The following is a 16,063-nucleotide window of genomic DNA, read 5'->3' as shown; positions in this document are numbered from 1 at the left end:
CCCGTTGCGCTGGATGTTAGGGGCGGATGTAACGGCTGGCAACAAGGTATTTCGGGGTGTAAGTGCAAGTTACCGAGGAAGTCTTACCTACAATTTGTCAGTTTTCAGGCGGCCTCGTTTTACACACACTGCCGCCAAACGTCACCGCCGCGGGGAGCGGCGGTGACGTGCAGTGCTAGCAGGCGTTGATCGAGTGTAGGACGGACTTTGGCAAAATGCGTTCAAGCAGCGATTTGTCTGACGAACTGTAGCGAAGAATCGACTGGTTACGGCTGCCAGCTACTCTTTTCTCCGCTCAGCTTGCGATCGAGAAAGCTCGCCGCGCTGATCAACGCCAGATGCGTCAGTGCTTGCGGCGTATTGCCCAGATGCCGGCCATGGCTGTCGAACTCTTCGGCGTAAAGGCCCAGCGGGTTGGCGTAACGCAACAGTTGTTCGAACTCCAGATGGGCTTTTTCTACCTGACCGGCGCGGGCCAGGCATTCGACGTACCAGAACGAGCACGCAGCAAAGGCGCCTTCGGTGCCGGTCAGACCATCAATGTTGTCGTCATCGTTGCGATAGCGATAGACCATGCCGTCGCGCACCAGGCTTTTTTCGATCGCCTCGAGGGTCGACAGCCAGCGCGGGTCCTTGGCGCTGACAAACCGCACCAGCGGCATCAGCAGCATTGAGCCGTCGAGCGCAGTGCCGCCCATGTACTGCACGAAATGCCCGCGTTCTTCGTCCCAGAAGTTGTCCCAGATGTCGGCGTAGATCGCCTGCCGGGTCTTGTCCCATTGGGTGAAAGGCGCGGGCAGCGAGCGTTTTGACGCCAGCCGGATAGCCCGATCCAGCGCGACCCAGCACATCAGCCGCGAGTGCAGAAAGTGATGCTGCTCACCGCGCATTTCCCAGATGCCGACGTCTTTGGTCTGCCAGGTCTCACAGACCTGACCGACGACTTCGCAAACGTGCTTCCAGCCCTCATGAGAAATCGCATCGCCGTATTTGTTGACCAGATACACGGCGTCCATCAGCTCGCCAAAGATGTCGAGCTGGATCTGATCGTAAGCCTGATTGCCGATGCGTACCGGTTGCGCACCGCCGTGTCCAGACAGGTGCGAGAGTTCGGTCTCGGGCAATTCCTGTTGGCCGTCGATGGCGTAAAGAATGTTCAGCTTCATCGGTTTGCCGCAGCAATCGCTGACGCGCCCGCGCAGCCATTGCATGTAGTGGTTGGCTTCGTCGACGAAACCCAGGCGCATGAAGGCGTACACGGTGAACGAGGCGTCGCGGATCCACGTATAGCGATAGTCCCAGTTGCGCTCGCCGCCGCGTGACTCTGGCAGGCCGAAAGTGGCGGCGGCGAGGATCGCGCCGTGGCGTCGGGAAGTCAGTAACTTGAGCGCGAGGGCCGAGCGATTGACCATTTCGCGCCAGCGCCCGCGGTAGTTGGACTGGCCGATCCAGCCGCGCCAGAACTGCAAGGTGCGTTGCAGACACAACTGCGCCGCACCGTCCTGAAAGCGCGGATCGTCCTCGGCGCCGAGGATGAATTCGGCACTTTGCTGGTGGGTCAGGGTGAACGTCGCGACTGCCGCTTCTGTGTCGATACTCAGTGGCTGATCGGCGGCCAGGCGCAGTGACGGCTGACCCTCGGCGCGGAACACCACGGTTTGCCCGTCCATGTGCGCGCGGGTATCGGCGCGGGCATAGTCGTGGCGCACCGCGCAGCGCAGATGGAACGTCGCCTCACCACTGACCACCCGCACCCGGCGCAGCAACATGGGAAAATCGTCCGGGTTGTCGGCCACCGGCAGCAGGTCGGTAATTTCCACCACGGCGTGCTCGCTCAGCCAGCGGGTTTGCAGGACGTTGGTGTCGGGCAGGTAAATCTGTTCGCGACGCGCATCGGGCAGGTCCGGTGCGAGCTGGAAGATGCCTGCTTCGGGCGTGTCCAGCAACGCACAGAAAATCGACGGGCTGTCGAACTCCGGCCAGCAGAAAAAATCCACGCTGCCGCGATCGTTGATCAACGCCGCGCTGCGCATGTCGCCGATGATGCCGTGGGCGTCGATGGCGCTTTGTCGTTCCGGAAGATGCTCAGCCATTGCCGCGAAACTCCGGATAGAGGCTCATGCCGCCGTCGATGAACAAGGTAGTGCCGACGATGTAATCGGAGGCATCCGAGGCGAGAAACACCACGGCGTTGGCAACGTCTTCGACATCGCCAATCCGGCCGTAGGGAATCAGTTCAAGAAGCTTTTGCGCGGCGTCGTCGGCGGTGGCTTTTGCGTTGATCGCCGTGCGAATCGCCCCCGGCGCGATGCCGTTGATACGAATGCGCTGATGGCTGACTTCTTGCGCAAGGGTCTGCATCAACTGATCGACGCCACCCTTGGATGCCGCGTAATTGACGTGCCCGGCCCAGGGAATGCGCTGATGCACCGAACTCATGTGAATGATCTTGCCGGCCGCACGTGACACGCCTTGGCGAATGCCCTGGCGATTGAAAATCCGCAGGGCGGCGCGAGCGCAGAGGAACTGGCCGGTGAGGTTGACACCGATCACCGTATTCCAGTCATCGAGCGTCATGTCCACCGCGGGCGCATCCTTTTGCAACCCGGAATTGGCCAGCAGAATGTCCAGCGTACCAAAGGCGTCGAGGGTTTCGCTGAACAGCCGTTCGACCTCGTCTTCCTTCGACACATCGGCACCAATGGCGAGCGCCTGACCACCATCGGCAATGATCTGCCGGGCCAGTTCTTCGGCGGGCTCGGCGTTGCTGTTGTAGTTGATGACCACCGCGGCGCCGGCTGCGGCGAGGGCTTTGGCACAGGCATGGCCGATGCCGGAGCTGGCGCCGGTGACCATCGCCACCTGGCCTGCGAGGGAGATCTGCATGTCGAATCGCGCCTTGGGTCTGAGAGCTTATTTAGCTGACTGACGGACGTCGGCGAGAGTTCAGCGGCGATCATGAAAAGATCGACATTTCAAACCTGGTAGCGGCCGCTGCTGCGATGCCACTCGACATTGCCCGCCAGCCAGCTCTTGAGGCCGCGCAGATAGCGTTTGAGCAGCGGCGATGCCTGCGGCATTACATCGCCTTCTGCAACCTCGTACAAATGCATGATTTCATCGTGAATGGCTGCGCTTCGCATCATGGCTTCTTGCGGCGAGCACCGCTGCTCGCGCACCAGCAGCAACGGTAAATTGAAATCACCAATCCCGGCCTGCTGTTCCTTGCGTGCCGAGAACAGGTCATTGGCAATGATCGTGGCGCTGGCGGCCAGTGTCGTGACGCGCCGTACTGCCGGTGCGCTGTAGACATTGGCAGGCAGCTCATAGCCGCCCACGATATCGATCAACGACAGGCACGGCAGGAAGCTGTTGACCTGACGGTGGGCCAGGTATTCCCAGATCGCAGGCGTCAGGCCTTCGACGCGCCAGGCCGCCTCTGCCGTCATGGTGACGAACATGGCCACAATCTCGTGACGTACGCGTGCCAGTTGAGCCGGCGTAGCGAGCGTTTCGACCCGCTTCAAATAGGCACGCAAAGCGACCAGTACCGGATCGCTGTTCAGCGCGTGCTCAAGATCGGCGCGAAATGCCTCGCCCAGGTGAGCCGGTTCCAGAGCTGCCAGCGCAATCGACAGGCGCGGCCCGACCATTTTCGGTTCGGAGCCGGTGCGCTCATCGTCACAATAATAATCATCGACCGCGAACAGCGCGGCGAAGCATTGCGCCGCCAGCAGCAGACGATCCGGATCATCCGTATCGGTATGGCACAGCATGGCAAAGCGTCCGAAGCCCATGGCGCGGACTTTCTCGTGCTGCCCGGGGAAGATACCGGTTTGCTCGATCCATGACAGCAGACGCTCGTCCACTTCGGCGGCCAACGCGTGGGCAATGCGAAAAGGCGCCAGGCAATGCAGGGCGGGGGGCGCCCAGGGCGACGGCCCTTGCGCCATGGGGCGGCCCGACGATCCCTCCTTCAGTGCCTTCTGGACAGGCAACTCATCCATTGCACGCCTCCTGCATCTATTGCCAACGGTGGTGTTCCGAGCGCGGCTGCAGCGTTATGAAAACCCGATTGACGAAACAGCACACCTGTCAGGTCTGACAGTTCATTGAATTTTTCGACAGAAGGTTGTCGCCATTCATCAGCAGGGCCAGAGGTCCACACTCACCAGCTCGCATCGACGTCATCGGCAAGCCAGGTATTCGCTTGGCGCATCTTCACATTCCTCCAACAATTCCCCGCTTCCCCCGCGCTGCGAGCTTATGGCAACGTGTCGGCCCTTGATGAGGCTGCACCCGATGGCAAACCCTTACCGCGAATTGTTCAACGCTCCCGGCGCGCGAAATTTTGTGCTGGCCGGAATGATCGCGCGCATGCCGATCTCCATGACCGGTATCGGCGTGATCACCATGCTTTCACAACTCAAGGGAGGCTATGCGCTGGCCGGCGGTGTGGCGGCGACATTTGCCCTGGCCACGGCGTTTTGCGCACCGCAGGTATCGCGGCTGGTTGACCGTTTCGGTCAGGGGCGGATTCTGCCGTTGTCGGCGCTGATCGGTGGCGGGGCGCTGTTACTGTTGCTGCTGTGTACGCGGTTACAGGCACCGAGCTGGACGCTGTTCGTCTTTGCCGCCCTGGCCGGCTGCATGCCGAGCATGTCGGCGATGGTGCGGGCGCGCTGGACCGAAATCTATCGCGGTCAGCCGCAATTGCAGACGGCGTATGCGCTGGAGTCGGTGCTCGACGAGGTGTGTTTTATCGTCGGCCCGCCATTGTCAGTGGGGCTTTGCGTGGCGGTGTTTCCCGAGGCCGGACCGTTGGCGGCGCTGCTGGCGCTGGCAATTGGCGTGAGCGCATTCGTCGCCCAGCGCAGCACCGAGCCACCGGTGCATGCGCATGCGTCTGAACATCACAGCTCGATCATCGCCTCGACCGACGTGCAATTGCTGCTGGTCCTGATGATCGCCATGGGCGTGATCGTCGGCGTGGTCGATGTGGTCAGCGTCGCGTTCGCGCAACACCAGGGGCAACCGGCGGCAGCGAGCATTGTGTTGTCGGTGTATGCGATCGGCTCGTGTCTGGCGGGCATCGCCTTCGGCGCGATGCGTTCGAAACTGCCCTTGCCGCGCTTGTTTCTGTACGGCGGGGTGGCGACGGCGGTGACCACGTTACCGTTGTTGCTGGCGAGCAATATTGTCGGCTTGTCGGTGGCGATGTTTATCGCCGGGTTGTTCTTTTCGCCAACACTGATCGTGGCGATGGCCTTGATCGAGCGTATCGTGCCGCCAGCCAAATTGACCGAAGGCCTGACCTGGCTGGTCACTGGTCTGAGTATCGGCGTGGCGATCGGCGCGGCGGGCTCCGGAGCGTTGGTCGATGCGTTTGGTGCGCGCAGCGGATTCTGGCTGGCGATTGCCGCGGGGGCGGTGGTGCTCGGCGCTGCGGTGCAGAGCTTCCGCCATTTGAAATAGAGGACCTTTGCAGGAGCGAGCCTGCTCGCTCCAACATGGATGCCCCCTTGAATGTGTGCCGTTACCAGCCCCGGCCTGAATTCACCCAGAAATTCACTGACAGCGACGTCGACACCGACTCCACCTGATGAAACCAGCCCTCCGGCAGAAACAGCAGATCCCCGGCCTCCAGGGTCACCCGCAGAAACGGTACGTCGCGCGCGGCCGGGAAGCGCTGGTAATCCGGGGCGTCGGGATTGAAATCGCAACCATCCAGTCCGCCTTTCGGTGCCGTCGACCAGGTGCCCAGCGCTTGCCGATGATGCGGTGCAGCGAGGGTGAAGGTCTTTTGCCCCCAGACCTGCGCGAACAGATTATCGGTGTCGTCACGGTGCAGCGGGGTCAGCGTGCCTTTCGGGCCGATCCAGATGCGTGGTGGAATGAATTGCGCCGCATCGAAGTAGGGCGGGTACTTGATCTGTTGCAGCAGTTGCGCCGGGAGAATGTTGTTGCCCATGTAGGCGGGCGGCTCGCCATCTGCGTTTTTCGCCGCCGGTTGGTCCAGCGAGGCGATGAACTCGGCCATCGAGGTCGAGCGGAAATCCCGCTCGGTGGAGAAGGTCTTCTTCACATAATCACCGTGGCGGGTGATGCCCTGCAGCTCGGCGAAATGCACCAGCGATTCTTCGCGGCTGAGTTTGAACAGCGGCCAGTCGTGCAGGGCATTGCTGATGACCAGCGGAATGCCATTGGGCAGGTAACGGCTTCTGAATTCGGCCACCGACAGATCGCTGCGCGCAACACGTTCGACGCTGCGTTGCGTCGGCAGGCCGGCGGTGAGTTGTTCGCTGAAGCGCGGCGGCGTCGGGTAGCGCTTGTTCATGTCGACCTTTTCCACCACCGTGCCGCCGTGCATTGCATGCTCGATGATCTGCGGCAGCAGCGTCGCCAGGCCCATGTTGCCGCCGATCTTCAGGCGGCCGCTGGCGAACAGTTCTTCGACGTTGGCGATGCCGCCCATGATCCCGAGAAAATCCTGTTCCGCGACTTCGATGGTCACGTCCGGGCTGGCGTGGCGGCCCGGCAGCGTGCGGCTGACGGCCTTGACCTCGGACCAGTAGGCCTGCTGCGGACCGAACACGAATTGAAACACGCCTTCGATGCCGACAGCGCCGGCATTGGCGAACAGTTTGCCGAGAATGCTCTGCAGGTCCACGGTGATCCCTCGTTATTGGTTTTGGCCTAGACAGTTAACGAACAGCCGTTTGGGCAATTTACTGGCCGGCGACTAATTTGCCCGCCAGCGCATCCGTTTCTCTCTACAGATGAATTTTTCGAGGGAAGCGTGGTGACTCAGTTGACCCTGCTGTGCCTGCCGTACTCCGGCGCCAGTGCCATGGTCTACAGCCGCTGGCGGCCGAAGTTGCCGCAGTGGCTGCGCTTGCAACCGGTCGAGCTGCCGGGGCGCGGCGCGCGGTTTGGCGAACCGCTGCACACCGATATGCGCGTGCTGGCGATGCAACTGGCCAAGGAACTGCGGCCGACATTGCATGCGCCCTATGCGCTGTTCGGCCATAGCCTTGGCGCCTTGCTGGCCTGTGAAATGGCCCATGCCTTGCGCGCGCTCGGCTGCCCGGAGCCGGTGGCGCTGTTCGCTTCGGGCACGGCGGCGCCGACCCTGCGTGCCGATTATGATCGTGGCTTTGCCGAACCGAAGACCGATGCCGAGCTGATCGAGCAGTTGCGTACACTCAATGGCACCCGCGAAGAAGTGCTCGCCAATGAAGAACTGATGAGCCTGACCCTGCCGATCTTGCGCGCCGATTTCCAGTTATGCGGCAAGTTCGAGCCGGTGCAGCGCCCGCTGCTCAATTGCCCGGTGCACGTGCTCGGCGGCAAGGCCGACCGTACCACCACCGAACAGTTGATCGGCTGGAGCCAGGAAACCCACGGCAGCTTCTCGGTGGACATGCTCGCCGGCGGGCACTTCTTCATCCACGAACACGAAGCCAAAGTGCTCAAGGTGATCAAGGATCAGCTGGAAAGGCATCACCGCCGCCACACCATCGCCGCCACCGCCTGAGCAACACCAATCCCTGTGGGGGAGCCTGGTTATTCAGCAGGCCAAAAAATTCCGACCCATCCCCGATTCCCTGTGGGAGCGAGCTTGCTCGCGAAGGCGTCGGACCAGTCGATATTGATGTTGCCTGACACACCGCTTTCGCGAGCAGGCTCGCTCCCACACTGGTTATTCGCCAAGCCACAAATCTCCGCTCGTCCCCAAATCCCTGTGGGAGCGAGCTTGCTCGCGAAGGCGTCGGACCAGTCGATATTGATGTTGCCTGACACACCGCTTTCGCGAGCAAGCTCGCTCCCACACGGGTTATTCGCCAAGCCACAAATCTCCGCTCGTCCCAAAATCCCTGTGGGAGCGAGCTTGCTCGCGAAGGCGTCGGATCAGTCGATATTGATGTTGCCTGACACACCGCTTTCGCGAGCAGGCTCGCTCCCACACTGGTTATTCGCCAAGCCACAAATCTCCGCTCGTCCCAAATCCCTGTGGGAGCGAGCTTGCTCGCGAAGGCGTCGGATCAGTTGATATTGATGTCGCCTGACACACCGCTTTCGCGAGCAAGCTCGCTCCCACACGGGTTATTCGCCAAGCCACAAATCTCCGCTCGTCCCAAATCCCTGTGGGAGCGAGCAAGCTCGCGAAGGCGTCGGATCAGTCGATATTGATGTTGCCTGACACACCGCTTTCGCGAGCAGTCGATATTGATGTTGCCTGACACACCGCTTTCGCGAGCAAGCTCGCTCCAACACTGGTTATTCGCCAAGCCACAAATCTCCGCTCGTCCCCAAATCCCTGTGGGAGCGAGCCTGCTCGCGACGCCGTCGGATCAGTTGATATTGATCTCGCCTGACACACCGCTTTCGCGAGCAAGCTCGCTCCCACGGGGGGTGTTTGTATCCGCAATAGCTCTCGGTTGTCTTGTCTGACAGTTGTTCTCATTCGCTAATTTTTCCGGTCTGCATTCGTTTTACAGGGATGACGTGCCTTTGTGCTTCCTGCCTACTGATCCGGATGCTGAGAAATGAATGCTGAAGACTCCTTGAAACTTGCTCGCCGGTTTATCGGGTTGCCCCTGGAAAAGCGCCAGATGTTCCTCGCGGCCCTGCAAAAGGAGGGCGTCGATTTCGCCCGGTTCCCGATTCCGGCCGGCATCGAGGCCGAGGACCGTCAGGCATTGTCCTTCGCGCAGCGGCGCATGTGGTTTCTCTGGCAGCTTGATCCGCAGAGCGGCGCCTATAACCTGCCCGGCGCGGTGCGCCTGCGCGGTCGGTTGAATCTGCTCGCGCTGGAGCAGGCGTTTGCCAGTCTGGCCGAGCGCCACGAAACCCTGCGCACGGTGTTCCAGCGTCAGACTGACGACAGCCTGCTGCAAGTGCCGGCCACGGCGTCAGTGGTGATCAACCACGAAGATTTCAGCGCGCTGCCGCCGAGTGAGCGCGAGCAGGCGGTGATGCAGGCCGCCGAACAGCAATCGCTGTTGCCGTTCGATCTGGCGGTCGGCCCGCTGTTGCGCGTGACGTTGCTCAAGCTCGCCGAGCAGGAGCACGTGCTGCTGCTAACCCTGCACCACATCGTCTCCGATGGCTGGTCGATGAACGTGCTGATCGACGAGTTCATCCGTTGCTACGACGCGTTCGACGCCGGGCTGACGCCGCAACTGGTCCCGTTGCCGATCCAGTACAGCGACTACGCCCTGTGGCAGCGGCGCTGGCTGGAGGCGGGCGAGCAGGCGCGGCAACTCGAGTACTGGCAGGCGCAACTGGGCGATGAGCATCCGGTGCTGGAGCTGCCGCTGGACCATTCGCGCCCGGCGATGCCGAGCTATCGCGGTACGCGCTACGAATTCGCCATCGACGAAGCATTGGCCGGGCAACTGCGCCAGGCCGCGCAGCAGCATCAGGTCACCTTGTTCATGCTGTTGCTCGCGGCGTTCAACGCCTTGCTGCATCGTTACACCGGGCAGAACGATATCCGCGTCGGCGTGCCGATTGCCAACCGCAACCGTGGCGAAACCGAAGGGTTGATCGGCTTTTTCGTCAACACCCAGGTGTTGCGCACGCAGCTTGAAGGGCAGACCCGGGTCGACGCTCTGCTGCGCGCGGTCAAGGAAACCGCGCTCGGCGCTCAGGCCCATCAGGATCTGCCGTTCGAGCAACTGGTCGACGCGCTGAAACTGGAACGCAGCCTCAGCCACACGCCGTTGTTTCAGGTGATGTACAACCATCAACCGCACGTGGCCGATATCGCCAGCCTCAGCACCGCCTCGGGCCTGGTGCTCGACAGCCTCGACTGGCAGAGCCGCACCACCCAGTTCGATCTGACCCTGGACACCTACGAGCAGGGCGGCAAGCTGCGTGCTGCATTGACCTACGCCAGCGATCTGTTCGAGGCGCCGACCATCGAGCGCATGGCGCAGCACTGGTTGCGCCTGCTTGCGGCGATGGTCGCCGATCCGTCGCAACGCATCGGCGAATTGCCGCTGCTCGACGCCGACGAGCAACACACTCTGGTGCATGAGTGGAACAACGTTCAGGCGGACTACCCGAGCGGCACGCCGATCCATCAACTGATCGAAGCGCAGGTCATGCGCACACCGGATGCGCCGGCGCTGTTGTTTGCCGAACAGTCGCTGAGCTACGCCGAACTGGACGCCCAGGCCAACCGTCTGGCGCATCTGCTGCGCGAGCGCGGCGTGCGCGCCGACAGTCTGGTCGGTGTTTGCGCGTTGCGGTCGGTGGAAATGGTCGTCGCGCTGCTGGCGGTGCTCAAGGCCGGCGGCGCTTACGTACCGCTCGACCCGGAATACCCGCAGGAACGCTTGGCCTACATGATCGAGGACAGCGGCATCAGCCTGCTGTTGACTCAGGCTGCGCTGCGCTCAGCGCTGCCTGCCGACGCGGTGCAGGTGATCACGCTGGACCAGCCCGATCTGCTCGAAGACTATAGCGACCAGCGTCCTGACGTCAGCGTCGATCCGTTGAACCTGGCTTACGTGATTTACACCTCGGGCTCCACCGGTAAACCGAAAGGCGCCGGCAACAGCCACGCGGCATTGGTCAACCGCTTGTGCTGGATGCAGGAGGCCTACGGGCTGGACGCCAGCGATGCGGTGTTGCAGAAAACCCCGTTCAGTTTCGACGTTTCGGTCTGGGAGTTCTTCTGGCCGCTGCTCACCGGTGCGCGGCTGGTGGTCGCCGCGCCGGGTGCGCACCGCGATCCGTTGCAACTGATCGACACCATCAACCACTACGGCATCAGCACGCTGCACTTCGTGCCGTCGATGCTGCAGGCGTTCATTCACCAGCCCGGTGTGGAAAGTTGCAGCGGCCTCAAACGCATTGTTTGCAGCGGTGAAGCATTGCCGCTGGACGCGCAATTGCAGGTTTTCGCCAAGCTGCCACACGCAGGGCTTTATAACCTGTACGGCCCGACCGAAGCGGCCATCGACGTTACCCACTGGACTTGCGTCGATGAGGGCGCCGACAGCGTGCCGATCGGTCGGCCGATCGCCAACCTGCGCACCCACGTACTCGACGCCGAACTGCTGCCGGTGCCCAGTGGTGTGGCCGGCGAGCTGTACCTGGGCGGCGCCGGGCTGGCGCGCAGTTATCACCAGCGCCCGGGGCTGACCGCCGAGCGTTTCGTACCGTGCCCGTTCCATCCCGGCGCGCGCCTTTATCGCACCGGCGACCGGGTGCGCCAGCGTGGCGATGGGGTGATCGAATACCTTGGCCGTCTCGACCATCAAGTGAAGTTGCGCGGCTTGCGCATCGAACTGGGCGAAATCGAAACCCGTCTGATGCAGCACCCGCTGGTGCGTGAAGCGGTAGTGCTGGTGCCGGATGGCAAACAGCTGGTCGCCTGGCTGGTGCTGGAAAATCCGCAGCCGTCCGCTGACTGGCAGCAAGACGTCAAAGCCTGGCTGCTCGGCAGTCTGCCGGAATTCATGGTGCCGACCTGCCTGATCACGCTGGAGAAATTGCCGGTCACCGCCAACGGCAAACTTGACCGCAAGGCCTTGCCGCCAGCAGATGCCACGCCACAGCAAGCGTTCGTCGCACCGCAGGATGCGCTGCAAAAACATCTCGCGGCAATCTGGGAAGACGTGCTCGGCCGTGAACGCGTAGGTCTGGAAGACAATTTCTTCGAGCTGGGCGGGGACTCGATCATCTCGATTCAAGTGGTCAGCCGTGCGCGACAGGCCGGCATTCGCCTGAGCCCGCGCGATCTGTTCCAGTACCAGACCGTGCGTACCTTGGCGCGGGTGGCAAGTCTCGATCAACAGACCAGCGTGGATCAGGCTGCAGTGACCGGCGCCGCAGTGCTCGGGCCGATCCAGCAGCATTTTTTCAGTCAGGCGATGCCGGTGCGTGAACACTGGAATCAGTCGCTGCTGCTGACCCCGCGCGAAGCCATGAACGCGCAGTGGCTCGACGCGGCGCTGACGCAACTGATCAATCATCACGACGCCTTGCGCCTGCGTTTTATCGCAGGCGCTGAAGGCTGGCAGCAAAGCCATGGTCCGCTGATCGATAGCGCTGACCTGTGGGTGCGCGACGCTCAATCCGCCGAAGAATTGCAAGTACTGTGCAACCAGGCCCAACGCAGCCTCGATTTGCAACGAGGGCCGTTATTGCGGGCATTGCTGGTGAACATGGCGGACGGCAGCCAGCGTCTGGCGTTGATCATTCATCACCTGGTCGTCGACGGGGTTTCCTGGCGCGTACTGCTGGAAGATCTCCAGCAGGCGTACGAACAACGAGCGGCCGGTGGCGGCATTCAGTTGCTGGCGAAAACCAACGCGTTCCAGAGTTGGACGGCGCGTCTTGCTGGCGAGGCTTCGCGTTTCGATGAGCAGTTGGAGTACTGGAAAGCCCAGCATCAGGACGCCTGCGATCTGCCGTGCGACCGCCCGCAGGGCAGCCTGGAAAATCGCCACGGCGAGAAAATCGAATGGCGCCTCGACGCCGAGCGCACTCGACAACTGTTGCAACAGGCGCCAGCGGCGTATCGCACTCAGGTCAATGATCTGTTGCTCACGGCGCTGGCACGCACTGTCAGCCGCTGGAGCCAGCAGCCGGGCACGCTGATCGAACTCGAAGGGCATGGCCGTGAAGATCTGTTTGATGACATCGACCTGACCCGCACCGTCGGTTGGTTGACCAGTCTGTTTGCAGTCAAGCTGACGGCGGCCGAAGACCTCGACGCTTCGATCAAAATGATCAAGGAGCAACTGCGTGCGGTGCCGGACAAAGGTCTCGGCTATGGCGTGCTGCGTTATCTGGCGGCGCCACCGGTGCGCGCCGAACTGGCCGCGCTGGCGCCACCGCGCATCACGTTCAATTATCTCGGCCAGTTCGACCGCCAGTTTGACGAGGCGGCACTGTTGGTGCCGTCCGCCGAAACCAGCGGCGTCGCCCAGGATCCGGCGGCGCCGCTCGCCAACTGGCTGACCGTGGAAGGTCAGGTCTACGGCGGTGAGCTGTCGATGAGCTGGGGCTTCAGCCGCGAGATGTTCGACAGTGCAACGGTGCAGGCGCTGGTCGATCAGTACGCCATTGAGTTGCATGCGCTGATCGAGCATTGCTGTGCATTGCCGGTTGCGCAGGCGACGCCATCGGATTTCCCGCTGGCGCGCATCAGCCAGACGCAACTCGATGCGCTGCCGCTGCCGACAGGTCAGCTTGATGATGTCTATCCGCTGTCGCCGATGCAGCAGGGCTTGCTGTTCCACACGCTGTACGAACAAGCGGCGGGAGAGTACATCAACCAGTTGCGTGTCGATGTGCAAGGCCTTGATCCCGAGCGCTTCCGTGCTGCGTGGCAGGCCACGGTCGATGCGCAGGATATTTTGCGCAGCGCTTTCGTCTGGCAGGGCGAGCTGGCGCAGCCGCTGCAGATCGTTCACAAACAGGTGCAACTGCCCTTCACCACGCTCGACTGGCGTGACCGCGACGATCAACCGACGGCGCTAGCGGCACTGGCGGATGCCGAGCGGCAGCAAGGTTTCGATCTGACGCAGGCGCCACTGTTGCGACTGCTGCTGGTGCAAACCGGCGCCGAGCAATGGCATCTGATTTACACCCATCACCACATCCTCATGGACGGCTGGAGCAATGCGCAGTTGCTTGGCGAAGTGTTGCAACGCTACAGCGGTCGCGCGCCGGTAAACCACGGCGGGCGCTATCGCGATTACATCGCCTGGCTGCAACGCCAGGACGGCCAGTTGAGCGAGGCTTTCTGGACCGAGCAACTGGCTGCGCTGCACGAGCCGACTCGACTGGCGCGCGCGGCCACTATTGGCGAGCAGGAGAGCGGTCACGGCGATCATTACCTGACCCTGGACGCGCAACGCACGCAACGCCTGGAAGCGTTCGCGCGTCAGCAGAAAGTCACCGTCAACACACTGGTGCAAGCCGCGTGGCTGCTGTTGTTGCAACGCTACACCGGCCTTGACGCGGTGGCGTTCGGGGCGACGGTGGCTGGGCGTCCGGCCGATTTGCCGGGCATCGAGCAACAGGTCGGTCTGTTCATCAATACCTTGCCGGTGATCGGCGCGCCGCGACCGGATCACAGCGTTGGCGACTGGCTGCAAGCGGTGCAGGCACAGAACCTCAGCCTGCGCGATTTCGAGCATACGCCGCTGGCGGATATCCAGCGCTGGGCCGGGCAGGGCGGCGAAGCGCTGTTCGACAACATTCTGGTGTTCGAAAACTACCCGATTGCCCAGGCGCTGAGTCAGGCCGGGCAGGGTCTGCAATTCGGCGAGGTCGGTAACCTCGAACAGACCCACTATGCGCTGAGCGTCGCTGTCACCCTCGGCGAGCAACTGGCGCTGCACTACAGCTTTGATCGCGGCCAGTTTCCCCGCGAGGTGATCGAAGGCATCAGTGCGCATCTGCTGCAATTGCTCGAGCAGTTCGCGCTGTCAGCGACGCGTAACCTCGGTGAAATCGCCCTCGCAGACGCTCAGGAACAGGCTCGTCAGCAAGCCGAAAACCACCCGCAGCCGTACCCGGTGAATATCGGCGTGCAGCAGCGCATCGCGGCGCAGGCCGCCGAGCGTCCGCAGCGCACAGCGGTAATCTTCAATGGCAGGCATTTCAGTTACGGCGAGATCGACCAGCGCGCCAACCAACTGGCTCATGCGCTGATCGCCCGAGGCGTGGGCGCGGAAACCCGCGTCGGCGTGGCCTTGCCGCGCAGTGAGGCGGTGATCGTTGCACTGCTGGCGGTGCTCAAGGCGGGCGGCGCCTATGTGCCGCTGGATACTCATTATCCGCGTGAGCGTCTGGCCTATCTCATCGAGGATTCCGGGCTGGCGCTGCTGATCAGCGATTCGTCGGTGTCGGCGCAATTGCCGGTCGCCGCGTCGGTGCCGCTGCTGGAGCTGGATCGTCTGGATGTGAGCGAATGGCCGGTCGCCGCACCGCAGGTAAAGCTCGACCCGGATAACCTCGCCTATGTGATTTACACCTCCGGCTCTACCGGCAATCCGAAAGGCGTCAGCGTCGCCCACGGCCCGTTGGCCATGCATTGCCAGGCCATCGGTGAGCGCTATGAAATGCGCGACAGCGACTGCGAATTCCACTTCATGTCGTTCGCCTTCGACGGCGCCCACGAACGCTGGCTGACCAGCCTGACCCACGGCGCCTCGCTGCTGATTCGCGACGACACCTTGTGGACGCCGGAACAGACCTACAACGCAATGATCGAATACGGCGTGACCGTGGTGGCGTTCCCGCCGGTGTATCTGCAGCAACTGGCCGAGCATGCCGAGCGCGTCGGCAACCCACCGAAAGTGCGGATCTACTGCTTCGGCGGCGATGCTGTGCCGAGCGCCAGTTTCGAGCGGGTCAAGCGCGCGCTGGATCCGGATTACATCATCAACGGTTACGGCCCGACCGAAACCGTGGTCACGCCGCTGATCTGGAAGGCCGGCCGCGAAGAGCCGTGCGGCGCGGCGTACGCGCCGATCGGCAGCCGTATCGGCGACCGCAGCGCCTATGTCCTCGACGCTGCGCTGAACCTGCTGCCGCAAGGCATGGCCGGTGAGTTGTATCTGGGCGGCAGCGGTCTGGCACGTGGTTACCTGAATCGTCCGGGGTTGACTGCCGAACGCTTTGTTGCCGATCCGTTCAGCACCACCGGTGGCTTGCTCTATCGCACCGGGGATCTGGTGCGCCAGCGCGGCGACGGTACCTTCGACTACCTCGATCGCATCGACAATCAGGTGAAAATCCGTGGTTTCCGCATCGAGCTCGGCGAGGTCGAAGCCGCCCTGCAAGCCCTTGCCGGCGTGCGCGAAGCGGTGGTGATTGCGCAGGAAGGCAGTGGCGGCAGCGGCAAGCGTCTGGTGGCGTACGTGGTGAGTGATTCGAGCCGTGCCGACTTTACTGAAGAACTGCGCGCGCAACTCGCGGCCAGTCTGCCGGCGCACATGGTTCCGGCGTACGTTTTGCGTCTTGAGCGTCTGCCACTGACCCCGAACGGCAAACTCGATCGCAAGAACCTGCCGAAGCCGGATGTCAGCCA

General features: G+C 62.4%; 7 protein-coding genes (1 of these 7 cut by a window edge). 3 read left to right on the top strand and 4 right to left on the bottom strand.

Going from position 1 to position 16,063, the window contains the following annotated elements; all coding sequences use genetic code 11:
* Positions 1–266 precede the first annotated feature (266 nt).
* The 3 genes from V6F91_RS00710 to V6F91_RS00700 form a co-directional block, all read right to left on the bottom strand.
* A complete protein-coding gene (locus tag V6F91_RS00710; RefSeq protein ID WP_332761585.1) occupies positions 267–2,093 on the bottom strand; it encodes a glycoside hydrolase family 15 protein in 1,827 nt (608 codons plus the stop codon).
* Complete coding sequence (locus tag V6F91_RS00705; RefSeq protein ID WP_332761584.1) at positions 2,086–2,886, bottom strand: glucose 1-dehydrogenase; 801 nt, start codon at positions 2,884–2,886, stop codon at positions 2,086–2,088. The genes V6F91_RS00710 and V6F91_RS00705 overlap by 8 nt, the downstream gene beginning before the upstream one ends.
* Positions 2,887–2,975: 89 nt before the next feature.
* The gene (locus V6F91_RS00700; protein ID WP_332761582.1) at positions 2,976–4,007 is read right to left on the bottom strand and encodes a family 2 encapsulin nanocompartment cargo protein terpene cyclase; all 1,032 of its coding nucleotides are present in this window, start codon (positions 4,005–4,007) and stop codon (positions 2,976–2,978) included.
* A gap of 295 nt (positions 4,008–4,302) precedes the next feature.
* On the opposite strand from V6F91_RS00700, the gene V6F91_RS00695 reads away from it, so the two are divergent.
* A complete protein-coding gene (locus tag V6F91_RS00695; RefSeq protein WP_332761581.1) occupies positions 4,303–5,475 on the top strand; it encodes an MFS transporter in 1,173 nt (390 codons plus the stop codon).
* Between the two features lie 61 nt (positions 5,476–5,536).
* On the opposite strand, the gene V6F91_RS00690 is transcribed toward V6F91_RS00695, so the two are convergent.
* Entirely contained in the window at positions 5,537–6,670 is a 1,134-nt protein-coding gene (locus V6F91_RS00690; RefSeq protein ID WP_332761579.1) for a cupin-like domain-containing protein, read from the bottom strand.
* A gap of 129 nt (positions 6,671–6,799) precedes the next feature.
* Between V6F91_RS00690 and V6F91_RS00685 the strand changes: the two genes are divergently transcribed.
* Together V6F91_RS00685 and V6F91_RS00675 are read left to right on the top strand one after the other, a co-directional pair.
* Positions 6,800–7,537, top strand: coding sequence for a thioesterase II family protein (locus tag V6F91_RS00685; protein WP_332761577.1), 738 nt, complete (start codon positions 6,800–6,802; stop codon positions 7,535–7,537).
* Between the two features lie 1,012 nt (positions 7,538–8,549).
* Positions 8,550–16,063, top strand: partial view of a non-ribosomal peptide synthase/polyketide synthase gene (locus V6F91_RS00675; protein ID WP_332761575.1) — the 5' portion only. Its footprint extends 4,807 nt past the window's final position; 7,514 of the gene's 12,321 nt are visible here — the first part of the coding sequence; it begins with the start codon at positions 8,550–8,552; its stop codon lies beyond the right edge, outside the window.

This window comes from Pseudomonas koreensis, from assembly GCF_036668835.1.
GTDB classification, from domain to species: domain Bacteria; phylum Pseudomonadota; class Gammaproteobacteria; order Pseudomonadales; family Pseudomonadaceae; genus Aquipseudomonas; species Aquipseudomonas koreensis_I.
The sequence above is the reverse complement of the archived record's forward strand: the minus strand, read 5'-3'. Positions and strand labels throughout refer to the sequence as shown.